The organism is Leptolyngbya sp. AS-A5 (assembly GCF_039962495.1).
In the GTDB taxonomy this organism is placed as follows: domain Bacteria; phylum Cyanobacteriota; class Cyanobacteriia; order Leptolyngbyales; family Leptolyngbyaceae; genus Leptolyngbya.
In genome coordinates, this window is record NZ_JAMPLL010000001.1 from 19,750 (window position 1) to 39,588 (window position 19,839).

The 19,839-nt window shown below is 48.7% G+C and carries 23 protein-coding genes and 1 pseudogene; 19 read left to right on the plus strand and 5 right to left on the minus strand.

Features of this window, described 5'->3' with window-relative positions; translation table 11 throughout:
- The first annotated feature begins 43 nt into the window (after positions 1-43).
- Entirely contained in the window at positions 44-910 is an 867-nt protein-coding gene (locus NC980_RS00085; protein ID WP_190378468.1) for a bile acid:sodium symporter, read from the plus strand.
- 144 nt (positions 911-1,054) lie between these two features.
- Here NC980_RS00085 and NC980_RS00090 read toward each other — a convergent pair whose 3' ends face one another.
- Complete coding sequence (locus NC980_RS00090) at positions 1,055-1,273, minus strand: DUF4327 family protein (protein ID WP_190378469.1); 219 nt, start codon at positions 1,271-1,273, stop codon at positions 1,055-1,057.
- 205 nt (positions 1,274-1,478) lie between these two features.
- Positions 1,479-3,146: a citramalate synthase gene (gene cimA / locus NC980_RS00095; protein WP_190378470.1), complete on the minus strand. Its 1,668-nt coding sequence runs from the start codon at positions 3,144-3,146 to the stop codon at positions 1,479-1,481.
- 121 nt (positions 3,147-3,267) lie between these two features.
- Between cimA and NC980_RS00100 the strand changes: the two genes are divergently transcribed.
- The 14 genes and pseudogenes from NC980_RS00100 to NC980_RS00165 all read left to right on the plus strand — a co-directional run bounded on the left by NC980_RS00100 (position 3,268) and on the right by NC980_RS00165 (position 13,799).
- Positions 3,268-3,606 carry a 2Fe-2S iron-sulfur cluster-binding protein gene (locus tag NC980_RS00100; protein WP_190378471.1) on the plus strand — a complete coding sequence of 113 codons (339 nt, stop codon included), beginning with the start codon at positions 3,268-3,270 and terminating at the stop codon, positions 3,604-3,606.
- Positions 3,607-3,683: 77 nt separating this feature from the next.
- Complete coding sequence (locus NC980_RS00105) at positions 3,684-4,064, plus strand: hypothetical protein (RefSeq protein ID WP_190378472.1); 381 nt, start codon at positions 3,684-3,686, stop codon at positions 4,062-4,064.
- A 5-nt stretch (positions 4,065-4,069) separates the two neighbouring features.
- Positions 4,070-5,113, plus strand: coding sequence for a glycine oxidase ThiO (gene thiO, locus NC980_RS00110; RefSeq protein ID WP_190378473.1), 1,044 nt, complete (start codon positions 4,070-4,072; stop codon positions 5,111-5,113).
- A 145-nt stretch (positions 5,114-5,258) separates the two neighbouring features.
- Positions 5,259-6,086 carry a thiazole synthase gene (locus tag NC980_RS00115; RefSeq protein WP_190378474.1) on the plus strand — a complete coding sequence of 276 codons (828 nt, stop codon included), beginning with the start codon at positions 5,259-5,261 and terminating at the stop codon, positions 6,084-6,086.
- Between the two features lie 123 nt (positions 6,087-6,209).
- Positions 6,210-6,794, plus strand: coding sequence for a hypothetical protein (locus NC980_RS00120; protein ID WP_190378475.1), 585 nt, complete (start codon positions 6,210-6,212; stop codon positions 6,792-6,794).
- An 11-nt stretch (positions 6,795-6,805) separates the two neighbouring features.
- Positions 6,806-7,213: a hypothetical protein gene (locus NC980_RS00125; protein ID WP_199298663.1), complete on the plus strand. Its 408-nt coding sequence runs from the start codon at positions 6,806-6,808 to the stop codon at positions 7,211-7,213.
- Positions 7,213-7,668 (plus strand): annotated as a pseudogene (locus NC980_RS00130) (HNH endonuclease signature motif containing protein). Before NC980_RS00125 ends, NC980_RS00130 begins: the two are co-directional and overlap by 1 nt.
- 92 nt (positions 7,669-7,760) lie before the next feature.
- Entirely contained in the window at positions 7,761-7,931 is a 171-nt protein-coding gene (locus NC980_RS00135; RefSeq protein WP_190378476.1) for a ssl1498 family light-harvesting-like protein, read from the plus strand.
- 193 nt (positions 7,932-8,124) lie between these two features.
- Positions 8,125-10,101 (plus strand): hypothetical protein, encoded by a 1,977-nt coding sequence (locus NC980_RS00140; RefSeq protein ID WP_190378477.1) that lies wholly within the window; start codon positions 8,125-8,127, stop codon positions 10,099-10,101.
- Positions 10,102-10,205: 104 nt separating this feature from the next.
- Positions 10,206-11,099, plus strand: coding sequence for an acetylglutamate kinase (argB, locus tag NC980_RS00145; protein WP_190378478.1), 894 nt, complete (start codon positions 10,206-10,208; stop codon positions 11,097-11,099).
- A 41-nt stretch (positions 11,100-11,140) separates the two neighbouring features.
- The gene (locus NC980_RS00150; RefSeq protein ID WP_190378479.1) at positions 11,141-12,187 is read left to right on the plus strand and encodes an alpha/beta fold hydrolase; all 1,047 of its coding nucleotides are present in this window, start codon (positions 11,141-11,143) and stop codon (positions 12,185-12,187) included.
- 14 nt (positions 12,188-12,201) lie between these two features.
- Positions 12,202-12,735 carry a Uma2 family endonuclease gene (locus NC980_RS00155; protein WP_190378480.1) on the plus strand — a complete coding sequence of 178 codons (534 nt, stop codon included), beginning with the start codon at positions 12,202-12,204 and terminating at the stop codon, positions 12,733-12,735.
- A 13-nt stretch (positions 12,736-12,748) separates the two neighbouring features.
- On the plus strand, positions 12,749-13,216 hold the full coding sequence (locus NC980_RS00160; RefSeq protein ID WP_190378481.1) for a hypothetical protein: 468 nt from the start codon (positions 12,749-12,751) through the stop codon (positions 13,214-13,216).
- A gap of 46 nt (positions 13,217-13,262) precedes the next feature.
- Positions 13,263-13,799 (plus strand): hypothetical protein, encoded by a 537-nt coding sequence (locus NC980_RS00165; RefSeq protein WP_190378482.1) that lies wholly within the window; start codon positions 13,263-13,265, stop codon positions 13,797-13,799.
- Positions 13,800-13,899: 100 nt separating this feature from the next.
- On the opposite strand, the gene uvrB is transcribed toward NC980_RS00165, so the two are convergent.
- Positions 13,900-15,903: an excinuclease ABC subunit UvrB gene (uvrB, locus tag NC980_RS00170; RefSeq protein ID WP_190378483.1), complete on the minus strand. Its 2,004-nt coding sequence runs from the start codon at positions 15,901-15,903 to the stop codon at positions 13,900-13,902.
- 220 nt (positions 15,904-16,123) lie between these two features.
- Here uvrB and NC980_RS00175 point away from each other — a divergent pair, with 220 nt between their 5' ends.
- Entirely contained in the window at positions 16,124-16,312 is a 189-nt protein-coding gene (locus NC980_RS00175; protein WP_190378484.1) for a CsbD family protein, read from the plus strand.
- A 110-nt stretch (positions 16,313-16,422) separates the two neighbouring features.
- Here NC980_RS00175 and petA read toward each other — a convergent pair whose 3' ends face one another.
- Both petA and petC read right to left on the minus strand, forming a co-directional pair.
- Positions 16,423-17,370, minus strand: coding sequence for a cytochrome f (gene petA, locus NC980_RS00180; protein ID WP_190378485.1), 948 nt, complete (start codon positions 17,368-17,370; stop codon positions 16,423-16,425).
- A gap of 31 nt (positions 17,371-17,401) precedes the next feature.
- Positions 17,402-17,941, minus strand: a complete 540-nt coding sequence (petC, locus tag NC980_RS00185; protein WP_190378486.1) for a cytochrome b6-f complex iron-sulfur subunit — start codon at positions 17,939-17,941, stop codon at positions 17,402-17,404.
- Between the two features lie 263 nt (positions 17,942-18,204).
- On the opposite strand from petC, the gene NC980_RS00190 reads away from it, so the two are divergent.
- The 3 genes from NC980_RS00190 to NC980_RS00200 all read left to right on the plus strand — a co-directional run bounded on the left by NC980_RS00190 (position 18,205) and on the right by NC980_RS00200 (position 19,795).
- A complete protein-coding gene (locus NC980_RS00190) occupies positions 18,205-18,522 on the plus strand; it encodes a DUF3067 family protein (RefSeq protein WP_190378487.1) in 318 nt (105 codons plus the stop codon).
- A gap of 65 nt (positions 18,523-18,587) precedes the next feature.
- The gene (locus NC980_RS00195; RefSeq protein WP_190378488.1) at positions 18,588-18,860 is read left to right on the plus strand and encodes an HNH endonuclease; all 273 of its coding nucleotides are present in this window, start codon (positions 18,588-18,590) and stop codon (positions 18,858-18,860) included.
- Entirely contained in the window at positions 18,857-19,795 is a 939-nt protein-coding gene (locus NC980_RS00200) for an SIS domain-containing protein (protein ID WP_190378489.1), read from the plus strand. The genes NC980_RS00195 and NC980_RS00200 overlap by 4 nt, the downstream gene beginning before the upstream one ends.
- Positions 19,796-19,839 lie beyond the last annotated feature (44 nt).

The following is a 19,839-nucleotide window of genomic DNA, read 5'->3' on the forward strand; positions in this document are numbered from 1 at the left end:
GAGTTTGACCTGATACTGATCGTGCAGGCTAGGAGAATCGCCCGTGGAAGCGAATCTTTTTACTGCCGTTTTGTTACCCCTAGCGCTGGGTGTTGTCATGTTAGGGATGGGGCTAAGTCTAGTTCCAGAAGATTTTCGGCGGATTACTCGCGACCCAAAAGCTGTTGCCGTGGGCACCGTGTCTCAGGTATTGCTGCTGCCGCTACTGGGGGTGCTGATCACGCTCGTTGTGCTGATGCAGCCTGCGATCGCGGTTGGATTGATTGTTCTCGCAGTTTGTCCGGGTGGCCCGTCCTCGAATCTGATCACCTATCTTGCAAAAGGCGATGTTGCACTCTCGGTCACACTGACCGCCGTAAGCAGCATTATTACAGTCTTCACGATTCCTGTGTTTACAAATCTGGCGCTTCAGCGTTTCGTGGGGCAAAGTGCCGCGATCGCGCTCCCAATCGGGCAAACGATGTTGCAAATTTTCCTGATCACGCTGCTGCCTACTGCGATTGGTATGGCAATTCGCCACCGGTTTCCCCGCACTGCAAACCGTTTGGAAAAGCAAATGAGCCGCCTTGCGGTCGGTCTATTAGCATTGATTATCGTGCTGCTGCTCGTGCGCGAAGGCAGCAAGCTGCCGGGATTTATCGCGCAGGTGGGAATCGGGGTTGTGCTGCTGAATCTGTTCGCCACGCTGGGCGGATTTTTTGCGGGAAAGCTATTTCGACTGCCATTGGCGCAACAGATTCGCATCGCGATCGAAGTCAGCATTCAAAACGGAACGCTTGCGATCGGCATTACTGCCGGACTGCTGAACAATCCTGATATGGCAGTGCCTGCTGCCGTTTATAGTCTTTTAATGTACTTGACTGGTTTTGGAGCAATCTTCCTTGGTAGAAGGTTGAAAGAACAGGTCTAGCTTGAAGTAGACAGTGTTTCCCGTGGTTCTTCCGCAAGGAAGATTGCCTTTTGAATCAGTCTTCTATCTGAGTGCCCCATGAATTGAACTCGTTGGATGCTCAGGAAGTCCCAATCACAGATCGCATAGAACAGCGATCGAGGCTTAATCTTCTTCCCAACTGTCAACGGCTAACAGCTCGCTGACGGGATCTTTCATTGAAAACTCAAAGGCTTCGAGTTCTTGCTTCCAGTAGCTCCAATCGTCACCGTAGAGCAGCGCAATCTTCCAAAGACTATCTGTGGGCTTGAGCAGCTTCGAGTCTACTAATTTTTGAACTTGACGCTGCAATTTTTCCATTGGATGGGCGACCTGTAGGTTCATACCATTCATCTACCAAAGCTAAGTTGTAAATTGAGTAAATTGAATTGTGCAAATGTTTCGCGGGGGCAACCAGAAGACATTTCCCTGTGTAGAGTTCACCGTGGGAGTGTCTGTTTCCGAGAGTGCATCGCTGTTCCAGCTTCTAATGTTAGCGTATTTCTTTCAATTCATGACAAGACGATCGCAACATTTACTATATCCAAAATCATAATGCAGAATCAGGACAATGTGCAGCTTCGGTTTTCCGTATGTTTGAGTGCTGCATCACAGTGGATTGACGGTATCCCAGCAGTAGCCCATATTCTAGGCTTTCGACGACTGCTTGGTAGGATGCCTCTAAGATATTACCGGAGACTCCAACCGTCGCCCAGCGATCAATGCCATTACTGGATTCGACTAACACACGGGTTTTGGCTGAAGTTCCAGCCGTTCCATCTAAAATTCTCACCTTATAGTCTGTCAGATAGAAGCTATCGATCTCAGGATAGAGATTAACTAACGCTTTACGTAGGGCAGCATCTAACGCTGACACTGGGCCATTGCCTTCTGCGGCTTCGAGAATTTCTTGTCCTCGGATTGCTACTTTCACGGTGGCAAGCGATCGCGCTCGTCCGCAGTAGCTGCGAGAGGGAGCGGATTCAGGCATCATGTCGTAATGCACCTGAAAACCTCGCACTTCAAAGGGAGCCATTCTCTCTCCCAAGGCTTCTCGAATTAGTAGTTCAAAGCTCGCTTCTGCGGCTTCAAACTGATAGCCATCTTGCTCAAGATGTTTGAGCGATTCGAGAATTTGACGACAGGTTGGGTCGTGTTTGTCGAGGTTGAAGCCGAGCGATCGGGCTTTTGCCAGAATGTTACTGATTCCTGATTGTTCGGAAATTACAATCCGCCGACTGTTGCCCACTAGCTCAGGCGACATATGTTCATAGGTGATCGGATTGCGCTGCACGGCTGAAACGTGGAGTCCTCCTTTGTGGGCAAATGCAGACAATCCGACGAACGGTGCGTGGTCATCGGGTGCGAGATTAGCAACCTCGCTGACAATGCGGCTGACTTGCGTCAGGGTCGCTAATTTCTCGGACGGTAAGCATTGATAACCGAGTTTCAGTTGCAGATTTGGAATCACAGAGCAAAGATTCGCATTGCCACAGCGCTCCCCGTAGCCGTTGATTGTGCCTTGGATCAGGGTTGCGCCTGCACTAACTGCGGCGATCGTGTTTGCGACTGCAAGATCACAGTCATTGTGGGTATGAATGCCAATGTTTACAGGTGAGATCGCGCTTCTGACTTCACGCACAGTCTGAGCAATTTCGTGCGGTAGGGTGCCGCCGTTGGTGTCACACAGGGTAATCCATTCTGCGCCTGCTGCGATCGCGCTTTGCAAGGTCTTCAGCGCATAGTCTGGATTGTATTTGTAGCCATCAAACCAGTGTTCGGCATCGTAGATAATGCGGCGATCGTGCTGTCGAAGATAAGCGATCGTGTCTTCGATCATCGCCAAATTCTCATCGAGCGTGGTTTGCAGTCCTTCAGTCACGTGCAAATCCCAGGATTTTCCAACGATCGTGATCCACTTGTTTCCGGCAGCGAGAATCGGTTGCAACATCGGATCGGTTGCGGCAGTTTTGCCCGGACAACGAGTGAAGCAAAAGGCAACGATTTCGGCTTGGCTGAGGGGTTGCTCTTTGAGATGCCAGAAGAACTGCACGTCTTTGGGATTTGCTCCGGGCCAACCGCCTTCGATGAACGGAATCCCTAAGCGATCCAATTCACGAGCAATGCGAATCTTATCTTCGACAGAAAACGAAATCCCTTCACGCTGAGCGCCATCTCGTAGCGTTGTATCATAGATCGACAAAAAAATAGGAGCCATGATGCGAGTGACTCTGTGGTAAAGCTTTATTGTAGGAAATGAAGACAGTCTCTTAATTGTGAAAGAGATCAGCGAATAGCGCGATCGCTGTTTGTAAATCGTAATGATAGAGAGTTGAGGAATGCCAAAAATTACAGCTCAGAGAAAAACGATCGAATGTGAATTCGGTGAAAATTTACGTCAAGTTTTGATTAGAAATGGGATTAATTTGCATAACGGTAACGCAACCGTGATTAACTGTCGCGGGATTGGCACTTGTGGCACTTGTGCGATCGAAATTGAGGGAGCCGTCTCACAGATGGAGTGGCGCGAGAATGCAAGACTTTCCCTCCCACCGCACAATCCAGAAAAATCTCGCCGTCTCGCCTGCCAAGTGCGCGTTTTAGGGGATGTTCACGTCACGAAATATGGGGGATTTTGGGGACAGACCGATGCGATCGAGTGGAAACCCGAAGCGTAAAAAGCTACACTTTACGGGAGGTTATTTTCCGGGCACGATCGGGATTTTTAACGTGAGAACTTTATGAGATAGCGATTATGAATCAGAATGGAAGACTCACCGGTGCTGTACTCATCGGGCTTGCTCTGTTGTTGATTGCTAGAGCAGCCGCGACTTTCTCATCTGGCAATCAATCTAATAATCAATTGAATCCAAATTCCAACAATCAACTCAATCAAAATCAGGCTCAGGATCAAGCCTTTGCCCAAACTCCGCCCGATCGTTTGCCGATTAACGATTTCAACGCATCGCGGGTTGGTGTTGCAGAGTTGAATCCAAGCACGGGAACAGGAGATCTGAATACTCCAGGTTCAGGGTCAGATAATGTTGCCGACAATTCTGGTAACGGTACGGGCTCTGGTTTACCTGCGGGAGCTTCAACTCGACCCGTACCTCCGGTAGTTCAAGGCGCTTGGTAACGTCCATGAATTGTCGTGAGATTATAGTGATTGGGGGAGGAATTATCGGAGTTGCGATCGCGATCGAGCTAAAGTCACGCGGCGCGGCAGTTACGGTTTTGTGTCGCGATTTTGCAGAAGCGGCAACTCACGCCGCCGCCGGAATGCTTGCACCCCAAGCTGAAGAAATTCCACCGAGTCCAATGCTGGATCTGTGTTTGGAGAGCCGCGCTCTTTATCCGGATTGGATTCACAAACTAGAATCGCTCACGGGTTTGAATGCGGGCTATTGGGCCTGCGGGATTTTAGCGCCGCGATATGAGTATTCTGAAGCGGGAAATTGGCTCGATCGCAGCACCCTACTCACCCATCAGCCAGATTTAAGTGATGAAGTCCTCGGCGGCTACTGGTTTCCCGAAGATGCTCAAGTGGATAATCGGGCGTTAGCAAAAGTGCTGTGGATGGCGGCACAAGAATTAGGAATTGAAGTCAGAACGGGGATTCACGTTGAGCGGTTTGCGGGGGACTCAAACATTACGCATCTCGAAACCAATCAAGGCAGTTGGAAAGCCGATCGCTACATTCTGGCAACCGGAGCCTGGTCACAGGAGCTATTACCGATTCCGGTGTTTCCCCGAAAAGGACAAATGCTATCGGTGCGGGTTCCCCATCCCGAAAATTTACCGCTCCAAAAAGTTCTATTCGGCGAAGAATCTTACATTGTGCCGCGCCAGGATGGACGAATTGTGATCGGTGCAACCAGCGAGAATGTGGGATTTCAGCCAGGAAATACGGCGATCGGTGTTCACCAATTACTCTCCAATGCCATTCGTCTTTATCCTCCGATTCAGCACTTTACACTAGAAGAAACTTGGTATGGTTTTCGTCCGGCGACACCGGATGAACTGCCAATACTAGGTTCAAGTCCGTATGCAAATTTAACGCTTGCAACCGGACATTATCGCAACGGAATCTTACTGGCTCCGGTGACAGCAAGCGCGATCGCGCAATTCGTTCTTACTGGAAATGATTCTCGGCTCCAACCGTTTCATTGGTCACGATTCAATTAGAAATGCAAAACATACAGGACATTCAAATCGCGATCGACCAAGAGAAAAATCATTAGCGTAGAATTCGCAATTTCTCAAGGTTGGGGAGGTGCGATTTTCGGCATAATGAAAATCCGCAACCAGTACGCGATCGAGGCGACAAGATATGCAAACTTTAGACAAGCCCCTAGAAAAATCCTTAGACGATGATTTGATCATTGCGGGGCGTAAATTCCAATCTCGCCTGATGACGGGCACTGGAAAATATCGCAATTTTGATGAAATGCGTCAGAGTATTGCAGCAAGTAGCTGTGAAATCGTCACGGTTGCAGTCCGACGAGTGCAAACGAATGCACCGGGACATGAAGGACTCGCAGAAGCGATCGACTGGAGCAAAATTTGGATGTTGCCAAATACCGCGGGCTGTCAGACCGCAGAAGACGCAATCCGCGTGGCAAGATTGGGGCGAGAAATGGCGAAGCTTTTGGGACAAGAAGACAATAATTTCGTCAAGCTCGAAGTGATTCCCGACACGAAGTATCTTTTGCCTGATCCGATCGGCACTCTCGAAGCGGCTGAACAGTTGGTAAAAGAAGGCTTTGCGGTTCTCCCTTACATCAATGCTGATCCGCTCTTGGCAAAGCGACTCGAAGAAGCCGGATGTGCAACTGTGATGCCGTTAGGATCGCCGATCGGCTCTGGTCAAGGCATTCGCAACACTGCTAATATTCAAATCATCATCGAGAATGCGAAGATTCCGGTGGTCGTCGATGCCGGAATCGGGACACCAAGCGAAGCGGCGCAAGCGATGGAAATGGGAGCCGATGCGCTATTGATTAATACCGCGATCGCACAAGCCGCAAATCCCGCAGCAATGGCACAGGCGATGAATCTTGCCACGGTTGCCGGACGGTTGGCATATCAAGCGGGCAGAATTCCGGTGAAAGCCTACGCGAGTGCCAGTTCTCCGATGACGGGCAGAATTAACGCTTAATTTCTTTTTGATTTAGATGAACCTGAGTCGAAGACATAGTGCTTTGGCTCAGGTTTTGTGTTTGATGAGCGCGATCGCGTGTCTAAAATAAAGTGAATTTCATCTGTTTCCTGAGCGCAACTCATGGCATCGAAAGCTGAGCTTCAAACTATTCTCAAAGATACGTATGGCATCAACAAAAATATTAGTCAGGGACTAAGCAGGGAAAGCTGTGAGCGGCTTTTATCTATACTAGCTCAAGAATCAAGCGTGACTGAATTAGTACAGTCTTATGGGCAGAAGAATGCAAGTTTGGGTCAGAACAATGCCTATTATTCAAGAATGAAGAATCAGGCAGAACGAAAGCTAGAAACTCTTAAAGCAGAATATCACAAACTAGAAGATTCAATTCAAACATTAGAGGCCTCTAAAACAACGCTTGAGAGTAGAAAATTACAGCTAGAACAAGAACAAGCGAGGCTCAACCTCGAAGTTAAAACCTTATCAACTGAGAATGAAACATTAGCGCTTACAGTTGGCGATTTAACGGGTCGAAATGATGAACTGGCGATCGCGAACGAGCAACTAATGAAAGACAATAAAGACCTGAAAAATACTGTAGATAAGATTCGATTGCGGTTAGCAAGAGATGTGAAAATGCTGCTGAAATATGAAGACAACGAGATCCGAAAAGCGCTGATCCGCCTATTTAGCTGGACGCTAGGATAAGGGGTGAACCGATGAGCAGATCCAGAACGTTTGAGGGCATGGCTTACCGAGAGGTACAGCGATCGAACTCAAACAACCGAGTCAAATTACAGCAGGACGATCGTCAGTGGCTCAAAGCAAACGGCTATAGAAATGTAGGCTGGGAAAACGCGATTCAGCTATATCAAAAGATTCAACTTCTTCTAGAAGTCGAAGATTCAACGCTGGAAGATTTGTTTTTAGAAGCCGATCGCATTGGCAATAAATATCAAACTCCCCAAGAGATCGCAGCATTTAATCAAGAGTTATCCGAAATCGTAAACGAAATTTCAGACGAAATCGATCGGCAATTTCCAGATACAGAAATTGAATCGATCGACTTCTCAAAAAAATCTCGCAGAAAGTCAAATCAAAAAACCTATAGAACCCTCAAATCCTAGTGAGAAATGCTGTGGAAGATCAAAATCTAGAAGCATTATTCAAGCAAGCAGACAAAATTGGTAAAAAGAGGTATCACAAACTCACTGCACAGGATTTTGAAAACTACCGCAAATTCGACTACTGGCGGTACATCAATGGCGACTACGAATGCGGCACAACTTAAGCAAGCCGCGACTGGGTACACGAACACTCGGATCTGTACTGTCCCATTTGCGATCGCAAATTCAATACCAGAGGCGGCAAAACGATCGATCACAAACTGCCACGCGCTCAATATCCCTGGTTATCAATGAATTTCCGTAATTTGTGGGTGATTTGTCAACTGTGCAACCAAGAAAAGAGTGATATGCACTGGTACGAATACGAGCACTATATTTTTGTGCATTACCCACACCTGTACACCAATGTGCAAGCGGCTCGTCCAACCACTCTGCTAAAAACGCTGAAGGAATGAGCCGCTCAAAATATTAAATTTTCATACCTAAGATTGAGAGCAGTTACCCTCAGCTTGTTAAAGTTAACAAAACACTACGGGAAAATTTGCTCATGCGATACGTCAAGGAAGAGGGTGGCTTGCTGAATAATTTTGCGATCGAGCCGAAGATGTACGAGGCAGAACCGCCGACCCAAAATCAAAAGCGCAACTATATCCTTCTGACGATTGGCGGCGCAATTTTGATTGGTGGTTTGATGGCTGTAGCGATCGCCGTTTCCTAAGACAGTCGAAAAAGCTTGCGTTACAGTAATCTGAATGAGCCAGGTCGCTTGATCAAATGAGTTACCTGGTTTTTTCGTGAAGATTTGAGGAATTCTATCTTTGCATCCGCCTCAGTTTTATCCTGAGCATCACCCAAACTCGACGAAGAAATCAGTATCTCGTTTATACTGCGCTTGACAGGCGCTTTTTATAATGCTGATGTCGGCTGTCGATCGTCACTCCGCCCAAGAAATTCCTGTGACTGAGATCATCTCTCCAGGTTCATCAACCCTGAACCAACAGACCTATGTCCGCTTACGGCTGACGTTGAGTCTGAATCTGCGTCGGCAGGTTTTGATTGCTGTTTGTGATGATAGCGCGCTACGGAATCAGTTTGCGGCTCAGCTTGAAGCGGACATTACAACCGACCCGCTCCAGAACGGCAGCACGACCTGCTTTACCAGTTTTGGGCTGAATTTAGACAATCCTGATGTTCTCGAGCAGATTCAGCAGCAGCCTGCAGCCAGAATCGGTACGCTGAGTGTTCAAGTGACGGGCATCGATCGCTTAACCCGTCAATCTGTTTATATTCAGCGCATCTTCTTGAACTCGCTCTCGACGATCGCTCAGCAAATCCCAACGCTAGACTTCAATCTGGTTTTGTGGGTCACGCGCCCTTGGTGTCGAGCCATTCAACAATCTGCACCTGAATTCTGGCAGTGGCACACGGGTTTATTTGAGTTTGAAGGTGATCCATTCGGGCAAAATCTCACGCCGCCAAGCACCAACGGAACATCGAACGGCTACCGCAAATTTAAGCTCGATTCTGATCTGACAGACTTTGTGCTGGCAGCGGTGATGCAGACGATCGATCTCGACGACCAAACGGCACTGGCTCAAGTTCTAGAATCTAATCATCCTGATACAGAACCCCTGCGAATTCTGCACCAGATCGAAGAGTTGCATCAAGCGCGATCGTCTGCGGACGCGATCTCAGCACTGTATCGCCAACTCGGAGACTGGTATCGCGATCGTCTCGATCCGAGTCGTCCTGCGGCTCAGTCTTTAACGATCGTGATTCGCGCTTATGAGCAAGCGTTGAAGCTGGTCGATATGAAATCGGACGAAGTGCCCGACCTGCTCAATGACATTGCCAATTTGTACTGGATCAAAGCGCGAAGCGGCAGTGGTTCAGCGGTTACGAATTTGGAGAAAGCGCTGAAAGCGTATCAGTTTGCCCTCGATCGCACGAATCCGGAGATTCAGCCGCAAACCTACGCAATGATTCAGAATAATCTGGGTTCTGTGTACAGCGATCTAGCGAGTCAGCAATCACCGGAAGAGAATTTGCGAGCCGCAGTCTTGGCGTATCAAGCTTCGATTCAGTATCGATCGTTTGAAACTGACCCCGCTCGCTACGCTGCCACCCAGAATAACTTAGGCACCGCATTTTGGAACTTAGCGCAGCACCAATCCCCGATGCTGAATCTGCAAGCTGCGGTTGATGCCTATAACGAAGCACTCCGCTACTACACATCAGAGCAGGAACCGCTGCATTATGCAATGCTGCAAAACAATCTTGGTACTGCCTATTGGAACCTATCGCGTTGTGAACAAGCCGTACAAGGACTAGCAAAAGCAGAAGAGTTTTTGCAGTTGGCGATCGGTGCCTATCGGGTTGCTTTGATTTATCGCACCCTTGAAGCTGCCCCGCTTGCTTATGCTGCTACGCAAAATAACCTCGGCACGGCTTACTGGCATCTTGCGAGTCAAGAATCGACGCAGAACGAAGAGCGATCAATCTACCTGCTGTGCGCGATCGATGCCTATCAAGAAGCTCTCGGTGCAGTGCAGTATCTTGCTGCTGCCAGTACCGATCACGCACCGCCTTTGAGCTTTGACATTTCTGCCACCCATCACCATATCGGGCTTGCCTATTATCAAACCGCGATCGATACCCAATGTGAATTAGAGCTTGCAGAGCGCACGAAGTTTTTACACCATGCACTCCGGCATCAAGTTTATGCCGCTCAAGGCTGGGGAACTCATCCTGACTTCCAATCGAGTGCGATCGCGCAATTTAGTCAAATCGTTAAAGCTATCTATGAGCGAGAAGGAATTCAGGGACAAACCCAAGCCCTATCGCAACTTCCGCCCGCCTTCTTGCCTCAAGTCATGCGGCAGCTTTAAGCAAAAAAAGATTAAGTTGTACCAAAAGGTAATCTAGATCACGATCTGCGGGTGTTAAAGTACGCGATCGTAAATCAGAATAGTTGCACTTTAAGATTGGTTCCATGCTCAACCCCAGCGAATCTCACGACAACTCGGCAGAAACTCGTGTCCGTATTCTCAGCGAAGCCCTCCCCTACATTCAGCAGTTCACTGGCCGCACGATCGTGGTGAAATACGGCGGTGCAGCAATGAAGGACAGCACCCTCAAAGAAAAAGTGATTCGCGATGTAGTGTTTATGGCATGTGTGGGGCTGCGTCCGATTCTGGTACATGGCGGTGGACCTGAGATCAACTCATGGCTGGATAAATTAGGCATCGAAGCTCAGTTCAAGAATGGCTTGCGTGTCACCGATGCCCCCACAATGGATGTCGTGGAAATGGTGTTAGTCGGTCGCGTTAACAAAGAAATTGTGGCGCTGATCAATCAAGCGGGGGGTTCCGCTGTAGGATTGTGCGGCAAAGATGGCGGACTGTTTGAAGCACGGCCGAGTGACGAAGAAGGGATTGGCTTTGTCGGAGAAGTGACACGGGTGAATCCTCAGATTCTCGAAACGCTAGTGAAAGATGGTCATATTCCCGTCGTTTCGAGTGTGTCAGCCGATGAATTCGGACAAGCATATAACATTAATGCTGATACGGTTGCGGGTGAGATTGCAGCAGCATTGGGAGCTGAGAAATTAATTCTGCTCACCGATACCGCAGGCATTCTGCGCGACTACAAAGATCCGTCTACGCTGATTCCGCGTCTCGACATCCAGAAGGCACGAAAACTAATCGATGAAGGTGTCGTTTCGGGGGGAATGATTCCAAAAGTGAATTGTTGTGTACGATCGCTAGCACAAGGGGTGAAAGCGGCACACATTGTCGATGGACGAATGCCGCATTCGCTATTGCTCGAAATCTTCACCGATGAAGGCACTGGATCGATGATTGTGGGTTCAGAATTCATGATGTAGAGACGCGCACTCTTGAATCGACCGCTTGCCTGTCTGTTGCCATGCCTAATTTTTTTACTCAAATCGGCTATTCTGTTTCCGCTAATTCGCTGCCTTTACAGACAAGACTGCAAGAAAATCGGCTTCCAGTACGCAATGAGGGATGTCGATCGCAGTTTTTGCTGCATTCTGCACCGACTCCGAAAGTGTGTTTATTCTTTCACGGGTTTACAGCGGCTCCTTATCAGTTTCTGCCGATGGGCAGGGCGTTTTATCAGGCAGGCTATAACGTGATCATTCCACGCTTGCCGGGGCATGGTCGGGCAGGCGATTGGAACGGGAAAAATCCGCCCCCGTTGCCAGAAGATGCAGAGGTTTACAAGCAATTTGCGCTCTCGTGGTTTCGTCATGCTCAGAGCTTCGGAAATGAAGTTGTGGTCGGTGGACTTTCGGGCGGCGGAACGTTGGCGGCATGGTTAGCACTGGAAAAAGCCAGCCAAATCGATCGCGCTTTACTCTTCGCGGCGTATCTCAGCAGCAGTAATAAAGTCATCGATTTGTTTGTCAAAGTGCTGAACACTTATTTTGAGTGGCAGACCGATGAACCCGGAGAGCCGATCGGCTACAAAGGCTTCACGTTTCCGGATCTGCGAGTGTTTCTCGACATTGGCAGCGAGGTGTTGAAGCGATCGAGAACTGCCGCTTCTCCGCCGATGTTTGTGATTTCCACCGAAACCGATCGCGCCGTGAGCAATCCGGATCACGAAACCCTGGTTGAAAACCTTTTACCGCGCCAACCGAAGACTTGGTATTACTGCTTCGATCGTGCCCTCAACATTCCACATACGATGATGACCAAAGCTGAGGGCAACCGTTGGGAAAGTTTACTGAACGTGATAGCTAAAGCGTTTGTGCAAAGTGACTTAACTTGGGCAGAGATCGAAGAAATCGCCTACCGCATGACGGAGGGTAAAACTTGTAATCAAGCGGTTGCAGAATTAGGGCTGACCCGTAAAGCATCGCCAGATCTGCCTGCATTGATCACGATGCTTGATAAGCGCGAAATCATGATCAAGCGCAATCCAAGCTGGGATAGTGAGATTAGCTAATCAGGAGAAGAAAGATGTCGATCGCCGCTGCTTCCTCAATTTCGCTCGAAGTGTTCTTAGAGAACCCGATCGACCATGCCGAATGGATCGACGGACAGATATTCGAGAAGAAAGAGATGAACGCAAAGACAGGACGAATTCAAGCTAGGCTCGCTCGGTATTGGGGGAACTATCAGGAATCTAGCCAGCAAGAAGGAGAAGTTTACACGGAAACGCCTTGTCGAACGGTTGGTAGAGTCCGATGCCCGGACGTTGCTTACCTTTCACCTGCGCTCGTGGCTCAACATGGAAATTTCAAGGTTCTGCCTCACAGCTTTCTACTGATCGCTGAAATTATTTCTCCGACTGATGAGGCGGAAGAAGTTTTTACCAAAGTTCGTGAATACTTAGCGTCTCAGTGTCACGAAGTCTGGCTTGTGTTTCCAGAAAGTCAGTATGTTTTAGTGATTACAGCAGACCGTCAAGTTCTAAAAACGTTGGGCGAAACTGTAACCACTCAGAAAGTATTGCAGGGATTTAGCGTTTCTGTGGATGAGTTATTAGCATGATTGAGGCTGCTAGATGAATCAGGATGAAACGATGAGCGATCGAGCTGAAACGATTCGAGAGCTTTGGGCGAACAAAAGAGCCGCAACCTATAAGGCTGAAGAAGCAGGCGTTCAGTCGCTTCAAGCCAGTTCTATGATGCCAATAGATTTAAGCGATGAAACGGTACGATCGTCGCTGCCACGATCGGTTTTAGAAGCCTACGATTACTATTTCGACCAAGTTGAATCAGCAGATTGGGGTTCGGTCTCCGTTTCAAAAGAGAAGATTCAGAATCAAGACATTTTTGCGGTGAATGTGAGTACCGATGGCGACGATGGTTGGGCAGAACTGTTCGATGCTCAAGGGCAGAACTTAGGAGCCGCACGAACCCTATTAGAGCAAGTTGCTTGGGGAGAGCCGCAAGCGATTCGAGCTTCTACGGAGAATGCAGACCTTCCCGCCGAACTGCAACCCGGCCCGGAAACTGGGTCGAACACCTAGACTGATTTTCGATACCCTGAAAAGTAGGCGTATTGATCTTTTCAGCATGACGACAGAACAGCGTGACCTTGCAGTACGAGAATATCAAGCCGGAAAAACGGCGTTTGAGCGGGGCGATTATCGGCAGGCGGTAATGTATTTAGAGCGATCGAATGCTCTAGTCGAACCGGGTTCAAAACTGGGCGGTGAAATGCAAATTTGGCTCGTTACCGCTTACGAAGCGGCAGGTCAAAGAACCGAAGCGCTAACTTTGTGCCGCAAAGCCTGTCAGCATCCGGACTTAAACACGCGCAGGCAGGGAAAACGATTACTATATATTCTCGAAGCGCCGCGACTGAAAACGCGCCCCGAATGGTTAACGCAGATTCCAGATTTGGCGGCGATCGAGGAAAACGAGTCGGATCGAGATTTTGGTCGATCGAAGTTTGCACCAACAGCACCTCGTAAGCGGGTGGAGAAAAAGCCCTCGATCGTGCCGGAAGAGGTGGATCTGAGCCAGGTGAATACCAAAGACAACGGGTTTATTTGGGTAGCGTTGGTGGCGGGGGTTGCGATCGTGGCTGGATTAATTTGGTTTAGTTGATGCAGTTTGATTCGCTGCGTTGTCAATGGCTCAAAGCCCACTAAACTCTTCAAAATAGAGAACTTAGCGGGCTGTCCGAATTAATGAACGAAGCTAACGACTAATTATGATTTCCTAGCAACTTATCGCGCAAATGCTTAATCTTGTCGCGATATTTCGCTGCTTCCTCGAATTCCATCTTCTTCGCGGCATCTTTCATCTGCGCTTCAAGCTGCGTAATCAGCGTGGGAATGTTCTCTAACGGAATCTCATCGGCTTGCTCATAGGCTTGATCAAGCTCTTGCGAATTTAGCCGCCGTGACACTTCGAGAAACGCCAAAATCGCATTGTTCGACTTTTTGACGATCGGCGTTGGCACAATGCCATGTTTCTCGTTGTATTCGATTTGAATTACCCGTCGTCGCTCGGTTTCGCTGATTGCCGCTTCCATACTATCTGTGAGATTATCCGCGTAAAGAATCGCTTTGCCTTCGACGTGCCGCGCTGCTCGTCCGATCGTTTGAATTAGCGATCGCTTCGCTCTCAGGAATCCTTCTTTGTCTGCATCCAGAATCGCCACCAGCGACACTTCCGGTAAGTCCAAACCTTCCCGCAGGAGGTTCACACCGATCAGAACATCGAATGTGCCTTCTCGGAGTTCTTGAAGGATTTCGATTCGCTCGATCGAGTTAATTTCCGAATGCAAATACCGCACCCGAACGCCACGTTCTTGGAAGTATTCGGTCAAGTCTTCCGCCATGCGTTTTGTGAGCGTTGTCACCAGCGTTCGTTCTCGCTTCTCAACCCGTGTCTGAATCTCATGCAGCAAGTCGTCTACTTGTCCCTGAGTCGGACGCACAAACACTTCCGGATCGAGAACGCCTGTCGGTCGAATCACTTGTTCAACCACGCGATCTTCTGAGATTTCTAGCTCCCAATCGCCCGGAGTCGCAGAAATAAACACACATTGGTTGACTCTTTCCCAGAATTCCTCGGCTTTAAGTGGGCGGTTGTCGGCTGCGCTCGGTAAACGGAAACCATGCTCGATTAGCACTTTCTTACGGGCTTGGTCACCGTTGTACATTCCCCGAATTTGCGGAATCGTGACGTGAGATTCGTCGATCGCCAGTAACCAATCTTTTGGAAAGTAATTAATTAAGCATTCCGGTGGATCGCCTGCATTGCGTCCGGCTAAATGTCTCGAATAGTTCTCAACCCCATTACAGAAACCCACTTCTCGCAAGACTTCCAAATCATAGCGAGTCCGTTGCTCTAATCGCTGCGCTTCGAGTAGCTTTCCTTGAGATTCAAGCTCGATCAAGCGCTGTTTTAGCTCTAGCTCGATGTCATCGCAAGCTTGCTGTAATCGATCTTCGGGTGTGACAAAGTGCCGTGCTGGATAGATATTAATCGCTTCCATACTTTGCAGCGTTGCACCCGTCACCGGATCAACATAGCGAATGGCATCAATCTCATCGCCAAAAAACTCGACGCGAATGATTCGATCTTCGTAAGCAGGCCCAATTTCTAACACATCGCCTTTGACCCGAAACTTACCGCGACCGAGATCAAGATCGTTCCGCGAATACTGCACCGAAGCGAGATCGCGTAACACCTGTCGCTGATTAATTTCTTCCCCGACTCGGAGCGGAATCGACGCATTCAGATATTCCGATGCAATCCCCAATCCGTAAATGCAGCTAATTGAAGCGACCACAATCACATCCCGACGCTCGAACAACGATCGCGTCGCCGAGTGCCGCAACATATCAATTTCATCGTTGATCGAAGCCGTCTTCTCGATGTAGGTATCGCTCACTGGAATGTAAGCTTCCGGCTGATAATAGTCGTAATAGCTGATGAAATACTCAACAGCATTGCGGGGGAAAAATTCGCGCAACTCATTACAAAGCTGGGCTGCCAGCGTTTTGTTGTGTGCCAGTAATAGAGTCGGCTTTCCTACTTTTTCGATCACGCGAGCGATCGTATGCGTCTTTCCAGTTCCGGTCGCACCTTGCAGCGTTTGAAATTGATTGCCAGCATTAATACTTTTAACTAGACCTGCGATCGCGCTCGGCTGATCGCCCTTCGGCTCAAACGGGGCTTGAATGTTAAATTCTGCCATTTCTGATTTAGAAAGAGTTACCTCGATTTTAACGTTTTTGCCTTGGGGAGTGGTGTAGCGGGGAATGCGGTCGAGATTCGGATCTCTCCATCTGTGGGCGTAAAGCTGCCTTTTGTGCTTCAACCTTCAGTTAGAGTACAACGACCTGACAAAACGGTTAAATTCGACACAGTTGGTAGCAATACCACGAAATAACTATCTAAAACGCTAGGTGAAAATTATGAGTTTAGAAGATAAAGCTAAAGCTACTGCTAAGAACGTTGAAGGAAAAGCTCAAGAAGCTATGGGCAACGTGACCGGAGATCCGGGTGACAAGATGGAAGGTAAAGCAAAGCAAGCTGAAGCAGGCGTTCGCCACGCGGCTGAAGATGCGAAAGATTCCGTTAAAGATGCGGTTGATCGCGCATAGTTTACCTCTACCCCAATAACCTCCAAGACGCTCGATCGAGCGTCTTTTTTTGCAACAAAAAACTGGGACGAATGATTCATCCCAGTTGATTCAATTTGAAGCGTGTGAAGTTAGAAATTCATTTCGGCAGCTTGAACGCGCTCGACTTGTTTCTTCTTCAGCACCAGCATGATCTGGGTCAGCGTGACGATCGCAAAAAACGCCAACAGTCCCTTCACGCGATCGGGGCTTTGCAGCACGATTTCTTTATCCACTTGACCAAATCCACCCACATTCGGGTTATTGGTCAACGGATCGCCTGCTTTCACCGTGTCACCCTGAGCGACAAGCAAGTCAGGACCTGCGGGAATCTCATCAGTAACAACGGTTCCATTCTCTTCGGTGATCTGGACGTTGTAGCCACCTTCTTCGGTCTTGTCGATCGCGCTAATTTGACCGGAAACCGAAGCGTTATAAACCGCGTTGTTGCTCTTTTGTCCGGTCGGATAGACTTGTCCGCGTCCCCGGTTGCCACCCACCTGAACCGGATATTTTCCGAAGCGCAGGGATTTATCAGCATTCGGATCAGGAGACAGCACCGGAAACTCGATTTCTTGATACTGTTCACCCGGAATCGGGCCGACGACCAACCAGTTCGGATGAGCATCGCTGTACGGCTGGATATAGAGTTCTTCCGCTTTTGCTTTCTGCTCTTCGGTCATGCGGTCTTCGGGAGCTAGCTTAAAGCCGTCCGGCAGCATCAACACTGCACCCACATTCAACGGCCCTTTAGTGCCGTCGCCTTGAACCTGCTGGACGTTGGTGTCGTAAGGAATTTTTACGACCGCTTCAAATACGGTATCGGGCAGCACTGATTGAGGAAGTTCTAATTCCGTCGGTTTTGCGCCTAAGTGACAGTTCGCGCACACAATCCGACCCGTGGCTTCACGCGGATTTTCGTATTGTTGTTGAGCGAAGATCGGATACGCAGAAGCGGCTTGGGGCAGGGCAAAACTTCCGGCGAGTAGGGTTGCGATCGCAGCTAAAGTGACGATCGCTTTTCTTAAAGTATTTCTCATCTGTAGTCCACTCTGTTGTGCAAGGTTCAAATTAAGTCCACCAGGGAGCGTCGCCTGTACGGAAGTCAGTTTCCGTCCAGGGCGTAAACGAAATCTTGTCGTTTTCGACGTTTGCGTGAACCAGTGCCAGAGATAGCGGAGCAGGCCCGCGCACAACTTTTCCGGTGTTGTCGTACTGCGAGCCGTGGCAGGGACACATAAATTTGTTTTCGTTGGCGTTCCAGGGTACAACGCAGCCGAGGTGAGTACAAACGGCGTTGATGCCATAGTTCTCGATCGAGCTGTCGTTCGTCACCACGACATAGGTTGGATCGCCTTTTAGCCCTTGAGCGAGATTGCGATCGCCGGCGGGATGCGATTTCAGGTATTCGCTGACAACGATATCGTTACCGAGCGCGTCTTTTGCCGTGACACCCCCGGATGCGCCGCCCGATGAAGGCGGAATAAAATACTTCACGACTGGATATAAAGCACCGAGCGCCACCAACGCTTCAGAGCCAAACATCAAGGCGTTCATAAATTGGCGACGACCCATGCTTGGGACATCAGAAGATTCAGATAATTGAGCCATGACTTCTTCTCTAGGGATTGCGAATGGGAGATGACAAAAGATTTCGCGCAGAACTGATTGGAAAGCCCTGTGTTTAAATCAATTTACATGGAGAGTGCTACGTTTCGACGCTCCAAGTTGATTCGGGCGAATGTCCGGAGATCCCTTAGAGTCGGCAGTGTGTAGCGTTTCTAAGGTGTATTATACATTTCTTGACATTCACATTAGCGATACGAGACTGTGGGATTAATTAACGAAATGTTACAACCTATGTTTTCGCCATCATGACGGGACAAGAACTTCGGCAAATTCTTTTAGATAAGTGGGGGCGATCGTATGACATTCAGGTCAGGCGGACGCGGGGGAAGTTTTTTGTTCAGGTGATGTGGAAGTATCTGGAGCAGTTGTCGTTTCCATTGTCTGAGGCGGAATATTTAGAGCATTTGGATCAGGTAGCGGAGTATTTGGCGGGTTGGGGCGCGACGGAGCAGTTTCGCGCTTATGTCGAGAAGACTCGCGAACGGCCGCGTCAGGGAAAAGCGGTGAGTGTACCGATCGAGCTTGGCGATCGAGCTTCGGAATGGTTACTGGAAGATTTTTAGGATGTATCAGCACGACAACTTTAGAGTCTTGTCGTTACCCTGGAAGAAAGACAACTCTTCTAGCTATGCCTTGTCAGCTTTGCGATCGTGATGTTCCTATCCTCACCGAACATCATTTAGTACCGAGACAACACACCAAACGCAAAAAACTCGATCCGGGTGAAACGATCGACATTTGCCCCGCTTGCCACCGCCAAATTCATGTGTTGTTCAACAATCGCCGCCTCGCACAAGAATTAAACACGGTTGAGCAATTGAAATCGAATCCCGAAATGGCGAAATTTCTCGCTTGGGTACGCAAACAAAATCCCGATCGTAAAGTGAGCGTAAAACGATGACTCATTTCATGCTGAAAGAAATTCACGAGCAACCCGATGTAATGCGGCAATTGCTCGATCGCTCAATGTCAATTTCGTTTGAGCAGGTCGATCGCATTAATATTCTTGCGTGTGGAACTAGCTTACACGCGGGCTTAATCGGACAATTTCTATTCGAGCAAGTGGCGAAAATTCCAACACAAGTGCGATCGTCGTCTGAAGCGCTGTTTGCTCCACTGATTGAAACACCGGATACCGTTACGATCGCACTCACTCAATCCGGCGAAACCGCAGATACGATCGCAGCATTAGAAACGGTTCAATCTAAACGAATCACAATTACGAATGGAATTGATAGCACGATTACAAAGCAAGTTGATCACACGATCTATACCAGTGCAGGTGAAGAAAAGAGCGTTGCAGCAACCAAAACATTTACAGCACAGTTAACGATTCTATATCAGCTTGCATTTGAAGCCGCGCAACAGAAAGATCAGCTTGAACTGCTTCGGCAAATTCCCCAGCAGATGGAAGTACTTTTGAAACAAAATACGATCGCTCAAATTGCCCAAAGGCTGAAAGACACTCGTAGCTTGATCTTGATTGGAAGCGGGATTAACGCCGCGATCGCGCTCGAAGGCGCATTAAAACTCAAAGAAGCTACCTACACTCATGCAGAAGGATACGCAGCCGGAGAATTTTTGCACGGCCCGATCGCGCTTTTAGATCCGCAAATTCCCACGATCGCGCTGCATCCAGAAACCGCAAGAAAAACCATCGATCGCATTCGTGCGAATCAGAATCCTGTGATTGAAATCCCAACTGCTTCAATTCCCGAACTCTTTACGCCTTTTCTAACCATTGTGCCGTTGCAACTTTTGGCGTATGAGTTAGCAATCCTGCGTGGGATAGATGTTGATCGACCCCGAAACATCACAAAATCGCTCACAACTTAATTTCTCTGGGTCTGATAGCGCGATCGTCGAAATTGCTTTAGGAT